Below are 17,269 nucleotides of genomic sequence, written 5' to 3'. Positions count from 1 at the left end.
CGACTAACTTAATTCACCGAAGTAAAAACGTCATGAGCCAACTGGTACTTACAGAAATTGACAACAGAATAGGGACTGTGCGATTGAATCGTCCTGAAAAAAGGAATGCCCTCAGTCCGAAACTAGTGGAGGAGCTGAAGCAAAGCCTGCGGGCTATGGAAAAGGAAGATGAAGTCAAGGTGGTTCGGATCAAAGCAGAAGGCAAGGCTTTTTGTGCTGGGGCAGATCTGGCTTATATCCAGCAGTTGCAGGAATTCACCCCTGCGCAGAATCTTGCAGATAGCAAAAGCCTGATGGAGCTGTTTGAACTGATTTATAATTTCCCCAAAGTAATTATAGCCGAAGTGCAGGGACATGCCTTGGCGGGTGGCTGTGGTCTGGTGACGGTGTGTGACTTTGCATTTTCTGTTCCTGAGGCTTTATTTGGATTTACTGAGGTGAAGATTGGTTTTGTTCCTGCTTTGGTGTCTGTATATCTACAAGAGCAAATCGGGACTGCTCCAGCCCAAGAACTGTTGCTCTCGGGTGAGCTGATCACTTCCACCAAAGCAGCCTCTCTGGGATTGATCACTGCCGTGGCTCACTCTGATTTTTTGGAAAAAACCGTTTTGGATTTTTGTGACAAATTGATCTCTGAAAACTCAGGATTTTCGATGGGGGAAACCAAGAAATTATTTCGTAGCATCCATCAAAATTCTAGAATTCAGGCATTACGGCTAGCTGCTGAAGTCAATACTCAGGCAAGGTCTCATGAAGACTGCAAGCATGGCATTGCTTCTTTTTTAAGCAAATCAAAGCCCACCTGGTAAGTGCAGCCTAGTCCCAAATCTATATTGAACCAAGTATTTGGATGGGAAGAATTTCGTCCAGTCCAAGAGCAGGTAATCCAGGCAGTAGTGGAGGGTAAGGATACACTTGCCTTGATGCCAACTGGTGGGGGAAAATCCCTCTGCTATCAAGTGCCAGGATTGGTCAAGGAAGGGATTTGTATTGTGGTCAGTCCGCTGATCGCTCTGATGAAGGATCAGGTGGATCAGTTGAGAAGTAAAGGTGTGCTGGCCGCGGCGGTTTTCTCTGGGATGAGTTACAAGGAGATCGATCGCACTTTGGACAATTGCGTCCATGGGGATTACAAGTTTCTCTATGTTTCGCCAGAACGGCTGAAGTCCGAGCTCTTTCTGGAGCGATTCAAGCAGATGAATGTGAATTTGATCGCCGTTGACGAGGCTCATTGTATCTCGCAGTGGGGACATGATTTCCGGCCGTCCTATTTGGAGATTTCGGCTATTCGTGTTTTTCAGCCAGAGGTGAAAGTGCTTGCTTTGACTGCTACAGCGACGCCCCAGGTCGAGCAGGAGATTTTGGAAAGGCTAGAGATGAAATCTCCGGCTGTTTTCAGGCAGAGTTTTGCCAGAGAAAATCTGAGCTTTAGTGTGAGGCTGGCCGAAAATAAGCTTGAAAAAGGAAAGGAAATTCTGAGTCGTGTAGATGGAACTGCGATCTGGTATGTGAGGAATCGGCAAGCGACGCATCAGATAGCCAAAGCACTCAATCAGTTGGGGGTCAAGGCGGGAGCCTATCATGCAGGTATGAAAATGGATCTGCGAAATCAGCAGCAGGAAGCTTGGATGAAAAATCAGTTCCGGGTGATGGTGAGTACCAATGCTTTCGGAATGGGAATAGACAAGCCGGATGTGCGGGTGGTGATTCATTCAGATTTGCCCGAAAATCTGGAGAACTACTATCAAGAAGCAGGTCGGGCAGGTAGAGATGGGAAAAAGTCCTTTGCAGTGATCCTGAGCAATGAAGAAGATATGGAGCTCCTGCTGAAGCGGGCTGATCTGGTCTATCCGCCCCTGGATTTTGTCAAAAAAGTATACCAGTGTCTGGCCAATTATTTCCGGATCGCAGTGGGTAGTAATATGCTCAGCAGCTTTGATTTTGAGTGGAGCTCGTTTGCCGAAACCTACAATTTGGGGGTTTTGGAGACTTTTTATGCGCTGAAAGTATTGGAAGAAGAAGGGTTCATAGGGATCAGTGAGAGTTTTTTCAGCCCTTCCAAACTTCACATTTTGGTTTCACCACAACAACTCTATGAGGTTCAGATTTCTCATGCGGCCTTAGATCCATTGGTGAAGTTGCTATTGAGGACCTATGGGGGAAACCTTTTCTCCGAATATCTAAAAATCAATGAATCCAAATTGGCCAAAAACCTGGAGACTAGCGAAGCGAAGGTGATCAAAAGCTTGCAGCTACTCGCCAAACTGGAAGTGATGGATTACGAGGAGCGAAAAGACAAGCCCCAAATCACATTTTTGACATCGAGATATGATGCAGGGAAGCTTCCATTGAATTTTAAAAGGATTGAACTGAGAAGAGAATTGACCAAGAGCAAGGCCAATGAAATGGTCACGTACACGCGGCAGAAGGTATTGTGTAGGACGCAGTTTATTCAGGAGTATTTTGGAGAGCACACCGATAAGCAATGTGGCGTGTGTGACTGGTGTGTGGCTCAGAAAAAGGATCCAACCAAAGAATCTTCTCGACTCAAATCAGCAGTGTTGGAAACTTTGAAACAGGAAGCTGGGTTAGTTTTAGAGAAGTTGATGGAAAAAATGAAAGTTAGTGATGCTGACTTTTTTCTTAAACTCCTGAGGGAAATGCTCGATGAAGGTCTCTTGACAAGAGATGTCGGGGGAAAATTTAATATTGAAAAAAGATGAGCAGTTTTTTGGATGATTTGCTGAAAAAAGTCTTTAGAGGATCTGAGCAGACTCCCATAAATCATAAGGAAAATTTCACTTTCAAAGAAGAGGAACTGGCAGAGTCTAAGTCTTGGATAGCCTCTGATACGGGCAGAGAAACGTTGGAGCTGATTTACCGAAACTTCCATTTGAAAAGGACTCAGATAGCCAACAGGCCTGAGGTTCACCTCTTTCAGTCACCCTATGCCAATGGATTTGCAGTTTCCTACGATGAACCATTCACCAAAGGATCTTTTTCTGCTCTTTTCTTGGCATTTTCAGAGCGAGTTTTAGATTTGGGGTATCGACAGGTCAGTTTGGATCGCAAGTTGGAAGAAGTCAACCAGCAAGTGAAAGCAACGGAGAAGTTTTATTTTAAACCTCCGCTTCAGAAGACTGCCGAAAATGAGTTGATTTCCCAGTTGTACGGAAATATCAGTCTCGAGAAAATTACGATTGACAATCAGCCCAGCTATATCAAATTCCTGGCAACGGTCTATTCGGATCGGTTGTTTCAGGATGCGTTGCCTTTTGATCAACTGATCGATCACTTATTTAAATCAGCCGATGGATAGACTTATACTCAAAAACCAGCTAGAAAAATACCGGACTCCTTACGAAGAGGAGGCGGGATTTGTACAGGATTTCATCAACCTCACCGATGATCCTTTGGCTTTTCGAAGAGAAAGATTAGCAGGACATTTTACTGCATCCTCTTGGATTGTAAACCCTGACCGGACTCATACGCTTTTGACTTTGCACAAGAAGCTGGGTCGATGGCTGCAGCTAGGAGGGCATGCGGACGGAGAGGAAAATCTAGTCGAAGTAGCTCTAAAGGAAGCCGAGGAGGAGAGTGGGTTGACAAATATCCGCTTGGTCGAGTCCAGTATTTTTGATTTGGATAAGCACATCATCCCAGAGCGTCCTCATGTGCCGGAGCACTTTCATTATGATGTCAGATTTCTAATGGAAGCGGAGCTTTCTGATCAGCTTGTGATGAGCAATGAAAGCATTTCATTGGCTTGGTTTACTTTTGACTCCGTCGTGGATATGATTGGTTACAATCCGTCCATTCTCCGGATGCTGGAGAAGACTTCAAAATCTGAAATTTTACTCTAAGGCCGAAATGGAGCAGTCTATTTCTAAAGAATCCTTCCCTTTTAGTACCCCAATACAGATTCGCTTCTCAGATATCGATGGATATCTGCATGTGAATAATGGGATCTATTTCAATTACTTTGAGCATTCCAGAGCTGATTTTTTACATCGTGCCTGTCAGTGGGATGTTATGAAATTTGGGGCGGTAGTTGCCCGAGTGGAAATGGATTACTTCAGGCCCATTCATCTCCAAGATCAAGTCAATGCTTTGGTGCGCTGTGTCAAAATCGGTACGTCTTCGTTTGTCTTGGAGCAATACCTGGTAGGAAGCTCTGAGACTGAAAAGGATCTGGTCTTTGCCAAATGCCTGAGCACAATGGTAGCTGTCGATATGAAGACGATGAAACCCGTGTCTGTTCCGGAAAATTACAGAGCGAAATTGCTGAATCAGTCCGAAAAGCAGGCCTGAATTCCTATCTTTGCCCCAAAATTAGCTAGCAAGTGAGAAATTTATTGAGTTTGGCAGTAATCGCCGTGGTATTGTTTTCGTGTAGTCCCAGTGAGGAGGAATTGATGACTGCAGGTATTGAAAAAATGGATGCTCAGGCTTGGAATGAAGCCATTGTCTATTTTGACCGTGCTCTGGAGCAAAACCCCAGCAATGCCTCTGCGCTTAATGCCAAAGGCGTAGCTTTGTTTCAACAGTCCCAATATGAGGCAGCGATTCCGGTATTTACTCGGGCCATAGAAGCAGACTCATCTAGCTACAAGCCTTGGTTTAATAGAGGTAACTCAAATTTGGAATTGGGGAATTTTAAGGAAGCTGTTTCAGATTACAACATGGCAAATGGTTTGGACCCGGCTCAAACAGACATCTATTACAATAGAGGTTTGGCACTTTTAGGGATAGAGGCATATGAAGACGCTATTTTGGATTTTGATATGGCTCTTCAAGTGAACCCTAATCAGGCTTTGGTGCACTTCAATAAGGGCAAAGCACAAGTAGGGAACAATGACCCACTTGGTGCTATGGAGTCACTGACAAATGCCGTCAACCTAGACAATAGAAATGCGGCAGCCTATTATCTCTTGGGTGTCACCAGAATGAGTGCACTTGGCGAGCAGGAAAAAGAAGCTGGCTGCGCAGATTTGAAAATGGCGCTTTCATTAGGGTATACAGAAGCCAAATCCTGGATTGAGGAATTTTGTGACTAATGGCTGAAATCGGTCAAGATATTGCCAAAGCTAAAGCTCTGCTAGAGTCTGGAGGACTGGTAGGTATTCCTACAGAGACGGTGTATGGGCTTGCTGCCAATGCACTTGATCCCATGGCAGTGGCTGCGATTTTTGAAGCTAAAAATAGACCGTCCTTTGATCCTTTGATCATCCATACCGATTCATTGGAGAAAGTGGCACAATGGGTCGAGTACATCCCTGATCAGTTAAAGACTCTTGCAGATGTGTTTTGGCCAGGGCCTTTGACTTTGCTTTTGCCTAAAAAGGCGATTATTCCTGACTTGGTGACTTCTGGCTTGGATCGGGTGGCAGTCAGGATTCCGTCACATTCTCTGACATTGTCTTTGCTCCAACAATTGGACTTCCCTCTAGCGGCACCTAGCGCCAATCCTTTCGGCTATATCAGTCCTACCCGGGCTGATCATGTGCAGAAGCAACTGGGTCAGAAAATCCCGTACATTTTGGATGGGGGTTCCTGTCAGGTTGGATTGGAGAGTACCATCTTAGGCGTGGAAGGAGATGAAATCGTTGTCTACAGACTTGGAGGTTTGGAGTTGCATGCCTTAGAAGCTATGGTAGGTGCCGTGAAGGTAAAAACTCATAGCAGTAGCAATCCCAGTGCTCCAGGACTGTTGGAGAGCCACTATGCACCACGTAAACCATTCTATGTTGGAAAACTGCAGGAGTTGGTGCCTTCCTTCCTGGAAGCAGGTAAAAAGATAGGAGTGCTCAGCCTGATAGAGAATTTTAATCAAGTTTCTCAGGATCTTCAGATCCAATTAAGTCTTTCTGGAGATTTGAAAGAGGCTGCTGCTGGACTTTTTGCATCAATGAGACGGCTAGATGAGGCAGAAGTAGAGCTGATAGTGGCTGAATGGATGCCAGAGCATGGCTTAGGTCCGGCGATGAATGACCGATTGAAAAGAGCTGCAGCCCAAGGCTAAGCTGATCTTTACAAATTGATCATTCGATAAAATCGCTTTTTGCCCGAAACTTTGATAAATTCAGGCCTATTTTGTTCAAATTTTGATTACCCATACAATCCTATTTTATGAATCCTAGAATCAAAAATGTAGATAACCTCAGTTTTGAAGGGAAAAAAGCCCTAATCCGAGTGGATTTCAACGTTCCCTTGGATGATCAGTTTCATGTGACTGATGACACGAGAATCCAGGCTGCCTTACCTACGATCAACAAAATCTTGTCCGATGGTGGATCGGTGATTTTGATGTCCCACCTGGGTCGACCAAAAAGCGGCCCTGAAGATAAATTCTCCCTTAAGCATATCATTGTAGAATTGGAGAAGGCACTTGACAGATCTGTCAAATTTGCTCCAGACTGCATCGGAAGTGAGGCAGTGAGCTTGGCAGAAGGTCTTAAGGCGGGTGAAGTTTTGCTTTTGGAAAACCTTCGTTTCTACAAAGAAGAAGAAAAAGGGGATGAGGCATTTGCCGAAAAACTTTCCAAATTGGGAGATATCTATGTCAATGATGCCTTTGGTACTGCACATAGAGCACATGCTTCTACGGCGGTGATTGCACAGTTTTTTAATGATAAAGTCTGTGGCTATTTGATGCTTTCAGAGTTGAAAAATGCAGATAAAGTATTGGGAGATCCGGCTAGACCTTATACTGCTATCATGGGTGGCGCCAAAATTTCTGACAAAATCTTGATCATCGAGCGATTGCTTGACAAAGTAGACAACCTCATCATCGGTGGTGGGATGTCTTATACATTTGCCAAAGCTCAAGGAGGTACGATTGGAGATTCTTTGCTGGAAGCAGATAAAGTAGACTTTGTATTGGAACTGATGGAAAAGGCCAAAGCAAAAGGTGTAAACTTGATTTTGCCTTTGGATACCGTGATTTCCACTGCCTTTGCCAACGACGCAGAGCAGGGCCTAGCTAATAGAGGAGAAATCCCTGATGGCTGGATGGGATTGGATATCGGACCAAAGACAAGAGAGCTGTTTGCTGAGACGATCTTAAACTCCAAGACTATTCTATGGAATGGTCCGATGGGAGTATTTGAGATGAGTTCTTTTGACAAAGGAACCAAGGCAATCGCTGAAGCGGTGGTAGAAGCTACCAAAGGCGGGGCTTACTCTTTGATTGGTGGAGGAGATTCTGCAGCGGCAGTCAATAAGTTTGGCTTTGGTGAGGAAGTTTCCTTCGTCTCTACCGGTGGTGGTGCTTTGCTAGAGCATATGGAGGGCAAGGTGCTTCCAGGTGTGGCGGCATTGGAGCCGTAAGTAAGACACAAGACTTTAGACGATAGACATGAGAGCAAATTAAGGAAATGCTCTTCAGTTTATGTTAGAGAAATTTTAAACAATAAAGGTCACTGTTTTCAGTGACCTTTTTCTTTTGCCTTGCCAAAGAAAAACCCTTCCAGATTGCTCTAGAAGGTTTTTTTTAACATTCAGACCTGTACAGTGAGCCTTTATAGTAATCTGGGTGAAAATGATGTTTTTCTTGTTTGAACTTTAAGGTGTGTACTGAATATCAAAACGGCCATCAGCCACTCTGACTGTGTCGCAAGTTTCATTGGAGGCAGAAAACTCAAATGTCCCGGAAACCACGAAATTGGTTCTGTCTATTTTTGAGTAGGTGATTTTTCCTTCAAATATGTGTTCAGCCTCATATCGGCACTCGTGCACATCTTTGTATCTTAAAAACTTTGCTTTCCCCCCTGTAACTTCATTTTTCAAGTCATAAGTTTCGCCTACCACAATAGGGTCTAAAACCAAAATTCTTACACTTTGAGAAGTATCCGATTTATCCATTTGACCTCCGATTTGCAAAATCCCACCCTGATATATTGCTGTAACATATAACGAGTTATTGGCTACCATTGCTTTCCCATTGGTCAAACAACCAAATGTGTTTTCTCCGGTCTGAGTAATCGGTGGAAGTTTCTCCAATTCAGATTTTGGCTTGATGTCTTTCCAAAGCGAATTCAGGTCACAGGCAGTACATACTGTGAAAATCAGAAAAATAGAAAGAATACGCTTCATGATTGTTGAAAAATTATACCTAAAATAGATTCAAAAAGCAAAATATCAAAATCATAAATAACGCTCCCCAATGGGCATATTTGAACTTTAATGTGTGTACCGAATATCAATTCAATATCCCTGGCAAGCAAGTTTCTTTAGTTACGGATAGTAGCCTTTTTGGAGATGGCTATATGCGAAATATTCTAGGGTTTTCATTTCCTCTAGCCGAAATGAAACCTTGAAAAGTCAAAAATAAAAGGCTGACTCTTTAAAAAGTCAGCCTTTATAAATTTAGTTGGATCGGAAAGAATTATCCGATAGAGATTCTTTTGAATGCAGAGACAGTCATACCTTTGTTTACTCCGTCAAGGTACTGAGCGATAGTCTTGCTGCTGTCTTTTACGAATTGCTGGCTCAATAGGGTGTTCTCTTTGTAGAACTTGTTCAATTTACCCATTGCGATTTTTTCAAGCATTTCTTCAGGCTTGCCTTCAGCTCTTGCTTGTTCTTTGCCTACTTCGATTTCTCTTTCTACAGTAGAAGCGTCTACACCGTCTTTGTCCAAAGCGACTGGGTTCATCGCAGCGATTTGCATAGCTACGTCTTTTCCAGCTTCTTCTACATCTCCTCCGGTATTGGTCAATCCTACCAATACACCCAATTTGCCATTGGAGTGGATGTAAGGAACTACAGCCTCAGCAGTTACTACCTCGTAATGAGAGATTTCGATTTTCTCACCGATTTTACCGGTCATTTCTACGATTTTCTCAGCTACGGTGATGTTTTCGAATGGAAGTGCAAGAATTTCCTCTACAGAAGAAGCTCCTTTTTCCACTGCCAAGTTCAAAAGTGTAGTAGCAAAAGCGCCAAACTCTTCGTTTTTAGCTACGAAGTCAGTCTCGCAAGTCAGAGAAAGGATAGTTCCTTTTGCTCCGTTTTCGGATACGCTTGTCACCACAACACCTTCTTTAGTCTCTCTGTCAGCTCTGGAAGCGGATACTTTTTGACCTTTTTTTCTGAGGATGTCTACAGCTTTGTCGAAGTCACCTTCTGCTTCGGTCAAGGCTTTTTTGCAGTCCATCATACCGGCACCGGTCATTTGTCTCAGTTTGTTTACTTCTTGTGCAGTAATTGCCATGGTTAGGATCTGTTTATAGATTAAACGATTGTTATATTCTTAAGAAATGGGCCAGACGAAACTGCCCGGCGGAGTGTTTTGCGATCGGAAGATCAGGCAAAAACAAAAAATTGAACATCGACCGGAGCCGGATGTTCAATTTTTTAATATTTCAAAATCAGGTGTGGAGATTACTCTTTTGTTTCGGCGTCCACAGCTTTTTTAGCTTCTTCCTCTTCAGAAAGTTTAGCTTCTTCTTTGTCTTTCTTACGCTCAGAAAGACCTTCTTCGATAGCTGCTCCGAAAGCTTTCACCAACAGGTTGACTGATTTGAATGCATCGTCATTGGCTGGTACAGGGAAGTCCACCTCATTTGGGTTGGAGTTTGTATCTACCAATGCGAAAACAGGGATACCAAGCTTTTGTGCTTCGGCAATTGCAATGTGTTCTCTTTTGATGTCTACGATGAAAAGAGCCGCAGGAAGTCTGCTTAGGTCAGCGATACCGCCCAATACAGTTTCCATTTTGTCTTTTTGACGGGAGATCATCAATCGCTCTTTCTTTGCCATGTTCTTGAAAGAGTCTTCCTTCATCATCTTATCAAGGCCAGACATTTTCTTCAAGGATTTGCGGATCGTGGCAAAGTTAGTCAGCATACCACCCAACCATCTTTCGGTTACGTAAGGCATGTTGAGACGCTGAGCTTCTGCTGCTACTAGGTCTTTCGCCTGTTTTTTGGTAGCAACAAACATTACTTTTTTGCCGGAGCGTACGATTTGCTTCACTGCTGCGGATGCTTCTTCGAGGCAGGCAAGCGTTTTGTTAAGGTCGATAATATGGATTCCGTTCTTCTCCATGAAGATATATGGAGCCATTCTGGGATCCCACTTTCTCGTCAAGTGTCCAAAGTGAACACCAGCATCCAGTAAGTCTTTGTATTCGATTTTTGACATGAATCTGTTTGTTTTCTATTGTTGAGAGAAAATAACCAATTAACGCTTGGAGAACTGGAATCTTCTTCTTGCTTTTCTACGTCCTGGCTTCTTACGCTCGACCATTCTAGGGTCACGAGTCAAGAATCCTTCTTTCTTCAATGGACCTCTGTGCTCTTCGTCAAATTCGCACAAAGCTCTGGAGATAGCCATACGGGCTGCCTCAGCTTGTCCTTTGATGCCACCACCGTCTACATTGATCTGGATGTCGTAGTTTCCATCTTGACCTACTAGAGTCAAGGGCTGCTTCACTACGATCTGATGAAGATCAAAAGGGAAGTATACGTCTAGTGCTTGATTGTTTACGGTGATTTCACCTTTACCTGGAGCCATGTAGATTCTGGCTACAGAGGTTTTTCTTCTACCGATTTTGTTGATCATTTCCATGAATTAAGTCGATTAAAGAGTGATGGATTTTGGCTGCTGCGCTTCATGAGGATGCTCAGATCCTTCATATACGTACAGGTTGCCGTACAACTTTGCTCCCAATCTGTTTTTAGGCAACATGCCTCTTACAGCTTTCTCTACCAAGATTGAAGAAGACTTCTGCTTCAACAATTTCGGAGTAGTGATCCGCTGTCCTCCTGGATAACCTGTGTGACGCACATATACTTTAGAGTCCCACTTGTCACCAGTCAATCTGACTTTGTCTGCGTTGATTACGATGACGTTGTCACCACAATCTACGTGAGGGGTATAGCTTGGCTTGTTTTTCCCCCTTAAGATTTTCGCTACCTCACTGGCTAGTCTACCCAATACTGCTGCTTGGGCATCCACAATCACCCATTGCTTTTCTACAGTCGAGTTGTTAGCCGATACGGTCTTATAGCTTAAAGTATCCACTGTGTAACTGTTTAATTTTTAGCTTGTTAAATATATTCGACCCCCAAAAAGGGACACAAAGATAGAAGTATTTTATTTTCTATGCAAAATATTTTCAAGACTACTCCCTAATTTCCATAGGTTTAGCCTCAAAACACCAAATTTCTTGCTGCTTTTCGGGTCTGATTATCAGTTGGTTTTTTCCAGCTGCTGTACCAGTACCTGAAAGTCTTTCGGGTAGGGAGCGTTGACGGTAATCGCTTTTCCGTCCAATCCCTCAAATCCAATCGTAAACGCATGCAATGAAACTCGCTGCATAATCGGTAACTCCTCCGTGTCCTTCTTCAGGTTGAAGCGGCGCTTGAGAGAAGAAAGGTACAAAGGTCTGCCACCGTAAAGTTCGTCTCCACAGATAGGAGACTGCAAGTAGGCTAAGTGAACTCTGATCTGATGCAGTCTGCCGGTGATCGGCTGGCACTGGATCAAAGAATGTGCTCGGTAGGTCTTTAGTGTATGGAAGATCGTCTGAGCGGGCTTGCCATCTTTGCTGACTTTGGCGACTCCTTTGGCCGATGCGATGAGATTGCGGTCCACCATCAATTGATCGTATTCCTTGATCCCCTCGACGACGGCATGATAGACTTTGCTGACTTTCCTGTTTTCAAACTGGATGGCCAAGTGCCGGTAGGCCTCTGGATTCTTGGCGATCACCAGACATCCGGATGTTTCCTTGTCCAAGCGATGACACAGCTGGGCATCTGCTGTATGATCCTTTGCAAGGTCCAGGATGTTCTGCGCCTCATGTCTATCGTCTAAGCTCGATAGGTAGGGCGGCTTGTTGATCACCAGGTAATCCTCGTTTTCAAACAGTACTAGTTTCTGAAAATCTACTTTCTTCATGGATTCTCCTGCCTCTTCAAAGAGGCTGCAAAATTAGGTGAAATTTTGGAGCGAAAAAAATCCTTGACTTATTTCAATGTAGATGTCTCTGGTTTTGGAGTTTCTTCATGACTTGTAGATTTCACTAAAGGCAATGAAAAACTAAAAATCGATCCTTTTCCCACGGTGGAGCTGACAGAGATTTTACTTTTGTGTCCTTCCAGGATGTGTTTCACAATCGCTAGACCCAGACCCGTGCCGCCGTCTTTTTTGTTTCGGCTTTTTTCCACACGATAGAATCGCTCAAAGATCCGCTTGAGATCTTCAGGAGGAATGCCCTGGCCGTCGTCCTTGATGTCTACTTGAATGTGATTTTTGTGGGATTTGAGTGTGATTTTGACTTCTCCCTCATCATGATTGTACTTGACAGCATTGAAAATCAGGTTTTGACAGACCCGATAGATTTTTTGCCGGTCGGCGTGGGTGATGTAGTTTTTTTCGAGATCGTATTTGAAGTTGATCGTGACCTTGCGCTTGGAAGCTTTGTGCTCCAGTTCTTCGATGACTTCATCGATGATTTCTTTCAGGTCAAAGTCAGAAAAAACAAACTTGATCACTCCGCTCTCCATTTGGTTGAGAGTCAGAAGATCCTGTACCAAGATGTCCAGCGAGTCCAAGCTTTTGGCGGCCCGCTTCAAGAATTTCATTCGAACTTGCTTGTCATCCATCGCCCCATCCAAAAGCGTGTGGATATAGCCTTGTGTCGCAAAAATCGGCGTTTTGAGCTCGTGGGAGATATCCGCGATAAACTCTCTTCTGAACTCCGCATTCTTCTGAAGCGTGTCGATCTCCTTTTGCCGGGCGATAGCGTAGGAGTTGATCACTGAGTTGATTTTGCGCAGAGGCGAAATCGATGATTTGGAAGATTTATTAGAAACCTCAGAGAGGTCTTTTTTCTGGATTTTTTCGAGCAGTGAATAGATGTTGCCAATCTCTCTGAATACCAAGAATTCCAGGGTAATATTGATCAATAAGTAGGCTGCCGCCAAAGCCAAACCACCTGCCGTGACGATCAGCAGTGGAGTTGCATCATCCATCAGGGACAAGAAGGCAGCCACCAATCCTGAGATGGCGATAGCCAATACCAATGAAATACCTCTGGAGGTCGAAAGCATCTTTTAGGAACCCAAATCGAATTTATAGCCTACACCTTTGACAGTAGTGATGTAGTCATCTCCGATTTTTTCCCGGACTTTTCGGATATGCACATCGACTGTTCTGGCGAGTACAAATACATCCGAACCCCAGATATTCTGAAGAAGCTCATCTCTACTGAATACCATATTAGGGTTTTTGGCAAGGAAATACAATAATTCAAATTCCTTCTTTGGGAGAGTGATGGTTTTTCCGGACTGCTCGATGGTATAGCTACCTCTATCGATGACCAGGTCGCGGATCTTGATCTGAGATTGCTCCTGTTCCTTTTTGGATTCTCTTCTAAACAATGCGGCAATTCTGCTCATCAGGGCCCGTGGCTTGATCGGCTTGGTGATGTAATCATCTGCGCCCACGTCAAAGGCTGCCACTTCAGAATATTCCTCCATTCTCGCAGTGAGGAATATGATAAAGGTGTTTTTCAGCTCGGGAATCTGGCGGATCTGAAGACAGGTCTCCACGCCATCCTGCTGCGGCATCATGATATCCAGCAAAATCACATCCGGCTGAAACTTGGCGGCAGTTTTGACAGCCTTGATTCCGTCTTCTGCGGTGGCTACTTCATAGCCTTCTTTCTGAAGGTTGTATTTGAGGATCTCGACAATATCCGGCTCGTCGTCTACAACCAGTACCTTGATTTTCTGTTTGTCTCCCATGGAGTTTTTCTTAATAGTTGAGTTAAAATTAGTGAATATTTGAGGATCACTACCAAATATTCAAGAGGCTCCACGCCTAAAACGGTCTAGAATGTATCGAAAAATTAAATTTCCTAGGCTAATGTTAAGAAAATATTACCACACTATTTCTCAATTATAACGCAAACCTTTGGCGGATTTGATGTCCAGATTGAGTGAGCCCAGGAAGAGATTGGCTTTGATTTTTACGGGGATTTTATTCTGATCCTTTGTGACCCATACTTTGACCGGAAACTCCCCCCGGAAAAGTTTGTTTTTGGGAATCTGAGGGGAAAAGATGTAGGTGTCTTTTTCTCCCAGTTCGGTTTCCAGCTTTTCGGAACCCTCGTAGATTAACTTTATGTTATATATTTCTTTGTCAAAAAAGCCTCGGATAATTATCTGCTCTCCTTCTTCCAGATTGCGGAGGTCCAGCGTACGGAGGTAATAAAAGCCACTGACTATATCCTGTACCTGCCCTGGGAGGTCAAACTCTTTCTCTTCCTTCAAGTTTTTGTTCTCCTTGTCAAAAAGCTGCATCAAAGCTTTGTTTTCCCGCTGGTCAAAATGGACCAATTCATGTTTGCGATAGTTGCCCTCTTCGATATGTCGGTAGGACTGTGAGGGAAGCTTAGATTCCATGTCCAGGTAAGTGCCCCAGTTGTCGTTGACTTTTCCGAAAATAGTCGCTGCTCCTTTGGTTTTGCCATAGACATCGATTTTGTAATGAGGTCGCTCATCATGCTCTTGCGGTTTTTTGCCGATCTGCATTTTGGCATCAGCGAGATTAAACCAGCCATAGCTCACCTCAAAGTTTAACTCCTCCCCAAAAGTATATGGCTCGGTCCCTGGATTTTGTGAGAAAACAGGGCTGAGTATCGAAAAGAAAAGAAGGATTGTGAGTAGTTTTGGGCTATTCATAAGATTAATTGACAATACCTGACAAAAACCAAGTATTTTCAGAGTATATACGAAAAAACGTGCCGAATAGTGACTAAAAATACGAATTTGCCGCTCGAAAGCAACAAACTTAATCTATTGATACTAGACTTTAGAATCTTTAACTTCATTCAGAAAATTTAATTTTTGACGATATATGAGCAATAACGCAGAAAAACTAAAAGCACTCCAGCTGACGATAGACAAGTTGGAAAAAACCTACGGCAAAGGCACTGTCATGAAACTCAGTGACAATACCGTTCAGGATGTGCCTGCCATTTCTACAGGTTCCCTTGGCTTGGACATGGCATTGGGTGTGGGAGGTATTCCGAGAGGAAGGGTGATAGAGATCTACGGCCCGGAATCTTCCGGTAAAACGACCTTGACCATGCACTGTATAGCGGAAGCTCAAAAGTCAGGAGGCCTGGCTGCTTTCATCGATGCAGAGCATGCCTTTGACAAGGTATATGCCGAAAAACTGGGTATCGATACAGAAAACTTGTTGATCTCTCAGCCTGACAATGGTGAGCAAGCATTGGAAATCGCCGAGCATTTGATCAGATCTGGAGCGATTGATATCATCGTCATTGACTCCGTGGCGGCATTGGTGCCAAAAGGTGAGTTGGAAGGCGAAATGGGAGAAAGCAAAATGGGCTTGCAGGCTCGATTGATGTCCCAAGCTTTGCGAAAGCTGACTGGAGCGATCAATAAGACTGGTTGTGCCTGTATTTTTATCAACCAGCTTCGTGAAAAAATCGGGGTGATGTTTGGTAATCCAGAGACTACGACCGGTGGTAATGCGCTGAAATTCTACGCTTCCGTCCGCTTGGATATCCGTCGTATCGGTCAGATCAAAGAAAGTGCTGACAATATTCTAGGGAATAGAACCCGTGTCAAAGTAGTGAAAAATAAAGTAGCTCCTCCCTTCAAAGTGGTGGAGTTTGACATCATGTACGGTCAAGGGATTTCCAAAGTCGGTGAGGTGATCGACCTGGGGGTGGAGTTTGACATCATCAAAAAAGCAGGCTCTTGGTTCTCTTACAATGGAGAGAAACTCGGTCAAGGTCGTGACGCTGTGAAAAATCTATTGCTTGACAATCCAGAGCTAATGGATGAGCTGGAGACCAAAATCAAGGCGGCCTCCGGATTGCTGCCGACTGAGCCGGGTAGCGAAGCGGAAGATTGATCGCTTCGATATTTCAGCCATAAAAAAGGAATGCCGATCATCGGCATTCCTTTTTTATGGCTTGAAATTGGGGGGATTCCAGTTTTTATACTGTTCGGATAGCTTCTACCGGGTCCATTCGCGCTGCCAAGGTGGCAGGTACTATCCCCGAGACCACACCGATGATGGAGGATACGCCCAGTCCTAAAATGATGTTTTTAAATGAAAGGACTAAGTCCAGACTGCCGAGATTGATAAAGCTGAGTAGGTAAACCAAAATAATCCCTGTGCCGCCTCCGATAAGACTCAAAAAGACTGATTCGAAGAGGAATTGGAAAAGGATAAAATAGTTTTTGGCACCCAAAGACTTTTGGATTCCGATGATGTTGGTTCGTTCCCGCACTGACACAAACATGATATTGGCAATGCCAAAGCCGCCTACTAGGATGGAGAATCCTCCGATCACCCATCCAGCAGCAGAGATCACGTCAAATATGGATCCGATGGCATTTTGGATAAACTCAGTTTTGTTCAGCGAGAAATTATCCAATTCCGTTGGCTTTAGACCTCTTTTGGCTCGCATGAGTCCCATCATTTCATTTTCAAGGGCTACCAGTCCGATGTCTTCTTCCTTGCCTTTGGCGGCGATGGTGGGCTCAATGCCGTAGCGTCCTGTGTTGAAAAGCTTGTTAAATGCTCCATAGGTGATTAGACAGGCTTCATCTTTGGAAGGCATCTCAAAAAGTCCTTCTCCTTCTTCTTCAAAGACGCCGACGACGATGAATTTCAGACCTTTGATTTTAATCTCTTTGCCGATGATAGGTTGATTAGGATATAGAGTGTTGGCAATCTTTCGGCCGACTATGGCCAGATTCCTGGCAGCATTGATTTCCAATTCCGTAAAAAACCTTCCTTCTTCCAGAGCCACTTCGTAGACATCTTGATAAGTATATGCTACTCCAGTCAGCTGCATGCCTTGATAGGCGTTGCTACCGGCTTGCACAGTGGTCATAGCAGAAGCGGATATAGTGACTGCTTCAGCAGATTCAAGATGCTGCTGCATAAATTTATATTCGGCCATGGTAGCAGTCGGGCGCTGGTAATATTTCCACCAGGGATAGTCCTGTGGTCCAGATGCGAAAGGAAATCGATCTACCCGCATCACATTGGTTCCAAGAAAAGAAAATGAAGATTTGATATTGTTTTCCAGAGAATCAACCAAAGTAAAGACGGCGATAATGGCGAAAATACCCACTGTAACCCCCAGAAGGGATAAAATCGTCCTCGTCAGGTTTGAACTGAGGGCATTGGCGGCGAAGCGGAAACTTTCCCATGTCAGTTGGAAAAAGAGCATGCTTTTCAATTTTGGTTAAAACAATTCAACAAGTTA

At 44.1% G+C, this 17,269-nt stretch carries 19 protein-coding genes; 9 read left to right on the top strand and 10 right to left on the bottom strand.

What is annotated here, in order from left to right:
• Positions 1–32 precede the first annotated feature (32 nt).
• From G460_RS0112960 to G460_RS0112925, 8 genes are all read left to right on the top strand, one after another.
• The gene (locus G460_RS0112960) at positions 33–809 is read left to right on the top strand and encodes an enoyl-CoA hydratase/isomerase family protein (protein WP_026955760.1); all 777 of its coding nucleotides are present in this window, start codon (positions 33–35) and stop codon (positions 807–809) included.
• Positions 810–833: 24 nt separating this feature from the next.
• Positions 834–2,723 (top strand): RecQ family ATP-dependent DNA helicase, encoded by a 1,890-nt coding sequence (locus G460_RS0112955; RefSeq protein ID WP_342667610.1) that lies wholly within the window; start codon positions 834–836, stop codon positions 2,721–2,723.
• Positions 2,720–3,319 (top strand): hypothetical protein, encoded by a 600-nt coding sequence (locus G460_RS0112950; protein ID WP_026955758.1) that lies wholly within the window; start codon positions 2,720–2,722, stop codon positions 3,317–3,319. Before G460_RS0112955 ends, G460_RS0112950 begins: the two co-directional genes overlap by 4 nt.
• On the top strand, positions 3,312–3,863 hold the full coding sequence (locus tag G460_RS0112945; RefSeq protein WP_026955757.1) for an NUDIX hydrolase: 552 nt from the start codon (positions 3,312–3,314) through the stop codon (positions 3,861–3,863). The genes G460_RS0112950 and G460_RS0112945 overlap by 8 nt, the downstream gene beginning before the upstream one ends.
• A gap of 7 nt (positions 3,864–3,870) precedes the next feature.
• Complete coding sequence (locus G460_RS0112940) at positions 3,871–4,311, top strand: acyl-CoA thioesterase (RefSeq protein ID WP_035464411.1); 441 nt, start codon at positions 3,871–3,873, stop codon at positions 4,309–4,311.
• 32 nt (positions 4,312–4,343) lie between these two features.
• Positions 4,344–5,057 carry a tetratricopeptide repeat protein gene (locus tag G460_RS0112935; protein WP_425393935.1) on the top strand — a complete coding sequence of 238 codons (714 nt, stop codon included), beginning with the start codon at positions 4,344–4,346 and terminating at the stop codon, positions 5,055–5,057.
• A complete protein-coding gene (locus G460_RS0112930) occupies positions 5,057–6,022 on the top strand; it encodes an L-threonylcarbamoyladenylate synthase (protein ID WP_026955754.1) in 966 nt (321 codons plus the stop codon). The genes G460_RS0112935 and G460_RS0112930 overlap by 1 nt, the downstream gene beginning before the upstream one ends.
• A gap of 107 nt (positions 6,023–6,129) precedes the next feature.
• On the top strand, positions 6,130–7,329 hold the full coding sequence (locus G460_RS0112925; RefSeq protein ID WP_026955753.1) for a phosphoglycerate kinase: 1,200 nt from the start codon (positions 6,130–6,132) through the stop codon (positions 7,327–7,329).
• 234 nt (positions 7,330–7,563) lie between these two features.
• On the opposite strand, the gene G460_RS0112920 is transcribed toward G460_RS0112925, so the two are convergent.
• The 9 genes from G460_RS0112920 to G460_RS0112880 all read right to left on the bottom strand — a co-directional run bounded on the left by G460_RS0112920 (position 7,564) and on the right by G460_RS0112880 (position 14,696).
• Positions 7,564–8,094, bottom strand: coding sequence for a Riean_0653 family protein (locus tag G460_RS0112920; RefSeq protein ID WP_026955752.1), 531 nt, complete (start codon positions 8,092–8,094; stop codon positions 7,564–7,566).
• A 292-nt stretch (positions 8,095–8,386) separates the two neighbouring features.
• A complete protein-coding gene (tsf, locus tag G460_RS0112915) occupies positions 8,387–9,214 on the bottom strand; it encodes a translation elongation factor Ts (RefSeq protein WP_026955751.1) in 828 nt (275 codons plus the stop codon).
• A 170-nt stretch (positions 9,215–9,384) separates the two neighbouring features.
• Positions 9,385–10,146, bottom strand: a complete 762-nt coding sequence (gene rpsB / locus G460_RS0112910) for a 30S ribosomal protein S2 (protein ID WP_026955750.1) — start codon at positions 10,144–10,146, stop codon at positions 9,385–9,387.
• 39 nt (positions 10,147–10,185) lie between these two features.
• Positions 10,186–10,572, bottom strand: coding sequence for a 30S ribosomal protein S9 (gene rpsI, locus G460_RS0112905; RefSeq protein WP_026955749.1), 387 nt, complete (start codon positions 10,570–10,572; stop codon positions 10,186–10,188).
• Between the two features lie 12 nt (positions 10,573–10,584).
• A complete protein-coding gene (rplM, locus tag G460_RS0112900; RefSeq protein WP_026955748.1) occupies positions 10,585–11,028 on the bottom strand; it encodes a 50S ribosomal protein L13 in 444 nt (147 codons plus the stop codon).
• A gap of 168 nt (positions 11,029–11,196) precedes the next feature.
• Positions 11,197–11,907: an RluA family pseudouridine synthase gene (locus tag G460_RS0112895; protein ID WP_026955747.1), complete on the bottom strand. Its 711-nt coding sequence runs from the start codon at positions 11,905–11,907 to the stop codon at positions 11,197–11,199.
• A gap of 68 nt (positions 11,908–11,975) precedes the next feature.
• Complete coding sequence (locus G460_RS0112890; RefSeq protein ID WP_026955746.1) at positions 11,976–13,061, bottom strand: sensor histidine kinase; 1,086 nt, start codon at positions 13,059–13,061, stop codon at positions 11,976–11,978.
• 3 nt (positions 13,062–13,064) lie between these two features.
• Positions 13,065–13,757: a response regulator transcription factor gene (locus tag G460_RS0112885; protein WP_026955745.1), complete on the bottom strand. Its 693-nt coding sequence runs from the start codon at positions 13,755–13,757 to the stop codon at positions 13,065–13,067.
• A 150-nt stretch (positions 13,758–13,907) separates the two neighbouring features.
• Positions 13,908–14,696 carry a DUF3108 domain-containing protein gene (locus tag G460_RS0112880; protein ID WP_026955744.1) on the bottom strand — a complete coding sequence of 263 codons (789 nt, stop codon included), beginning with the start codon at positions 14,694–14,696 and terminating at the stop codon, positions 13,908–13,910.
• 175 nt (positions 14,697–14,871) lie between these two features.
• Here G460_RS0112880 and recA point away from each other — a divergent pair, with 175 nt between their 5' ends.
• On the top strand, positions 14,872–15,900 hold the full coding sequence (gene recA / locus G460_RS0112875; RefSeq protein ID WP_026955743.1) for a recombinase RecA: 1,029 nt from the start codon (positions 14,872–14,874) through the stop codon (positions 15,898–15,900).
• 85 nt (positions 15,901–15,985) lie between these two features.
• Here the strand turns inward: recA and G460_RS0112870 are convergent, their stop codons facing one another.
• Positions 15,986–17,233, bottom strand: a complete 1,248-nt coding sequence (locus tag G460_RS0112870; protein ID WP_026955742.1) for an ABC transporter permease — start codon at positions 17,231–17,233, stop codon at positions 15,986–15,988.
• Positions 17,234–17,269: the final 36 nt, after the last annotated feature.

Origin of the sequence: Algoriphagus vanfongensis DSM 17529 (genome assembly GCF_000429465.1) — a bacterium.
Classification (GTDB): domain Bacteria; phylum Bacteroidota; class Bacteroidia; order Cytophagales; family Cyclobacteriaceae; genus Algoriphagus; species Algoriphagus vanfongensis.
Note: the sequence above shows the minus strand (reverse complement) of the source record. Positions and strands in the feature narration are given on the sequence as shown.

Coding starts and splice junctions, on each gene's coding strand:
- G460_RS0112960 (WP_026955760.1), top strand. CDS start 33: ATGAGCCAACTGGTACTTACAGAAATTGACAACAGAATAGGGACTGTG.
- rpsB (WP_026955750.1), bottom strand. CDS start 10,146: ATGTCAAAAATCGAATACAAAGACTTACTGGATGCTGGTGTTCACTTT.
- G460_RS0112895 (WP_026955747.1), bottom strand. CDS start 11,907: ATGAAGAAAGTAGATTTTCAGAAACTAGTACTGTTTGAAAACGAGGAT.
- G460_RS0112945 (WP_026955757.1), top strand. CDS start 3,312: ATGGATAGACTTATACTCAAAAACCAGCTAGAAAAATACCGGACTCCT.
- G460_RS0112930 (WP_026955754.1), top strand. CDS start 5,057: ATGGCTGAAATCGGTCAAGATATTGCCAAAGCTAAAGCTCTGCTAGAG.
- rpsI (WP_026955749.1), bottom strand. CDS start 10,572: ATGGAAATGATCAACAAAATCGGTAGAAGAAAAACCTCTGTAGCCAGA.
- G460_RS0112885 (WP_026955745.1), bottom strand. CDS start 13,757: ATGGGAGACAAACAGAAAATCAAGGTACTGGTTGTAGACGACGAGCCG.
- G460_RS0112890 (WP_026955746.1), bottom strand. CDS start 13,061: ATGCTTTCGACCTCCAGAGGTATTTCATTGGTATTGGCTATCGCCATC.
- G460_RS0112925 (WP_026955753.1), top strand. CDS start 6,130: ATGAATCCTAGAATCAAAAATGTAGATAACCTCAGTTTTGAAGGGAAA.
- G460_RS0112950 (WP_026955758.1), top strand. CDS start 2,720: ATGAGCAGTTTTTTGGATGATTTGCTGAAAAAAGTCTTTAGAGGATCT.
- G460_RS0112940 (WP_035464411.1), top strand. CDS start 3,871: ATGGAGCAGTCTATTTCTAAAGAATCCTTCCCTTTTAGTACCCCAATA.
- recA (WP_026955743.1), top strand. CDS start 14,872: ATGAGCAATAACGCAGAAAAACTAAAAGCACTCCAGCTGACGATAGAC.
- G460_RS0112880 (WP_026955744.1), bottom strand. CDS start 14,696: ATGAATAGCCCAAAACTACTCACAATCCTTCTTTTCTTTTCGATACTC.
- G460_RS0112920 (WP_026955752.1), bottom strand. CDS start 8,094: ATGAAGCGTATTCTTTCTATTTTTCTGATTTTCACAGTATGTACTGCC.
- tsf (WP_026955751.1), bottom strand. CDS start 9,214: ATGGCAATTACTGCACAAGAAGTAAACAAACTGAGACAAATGACCGGT.
- G460_RS0112870 (WP_026955742.1), bottom strand. CDS start 17,233: ATGCTCTTTTTCCAACTGACATGGGAAAGTTTCCGCTTCGCCGCCAAT.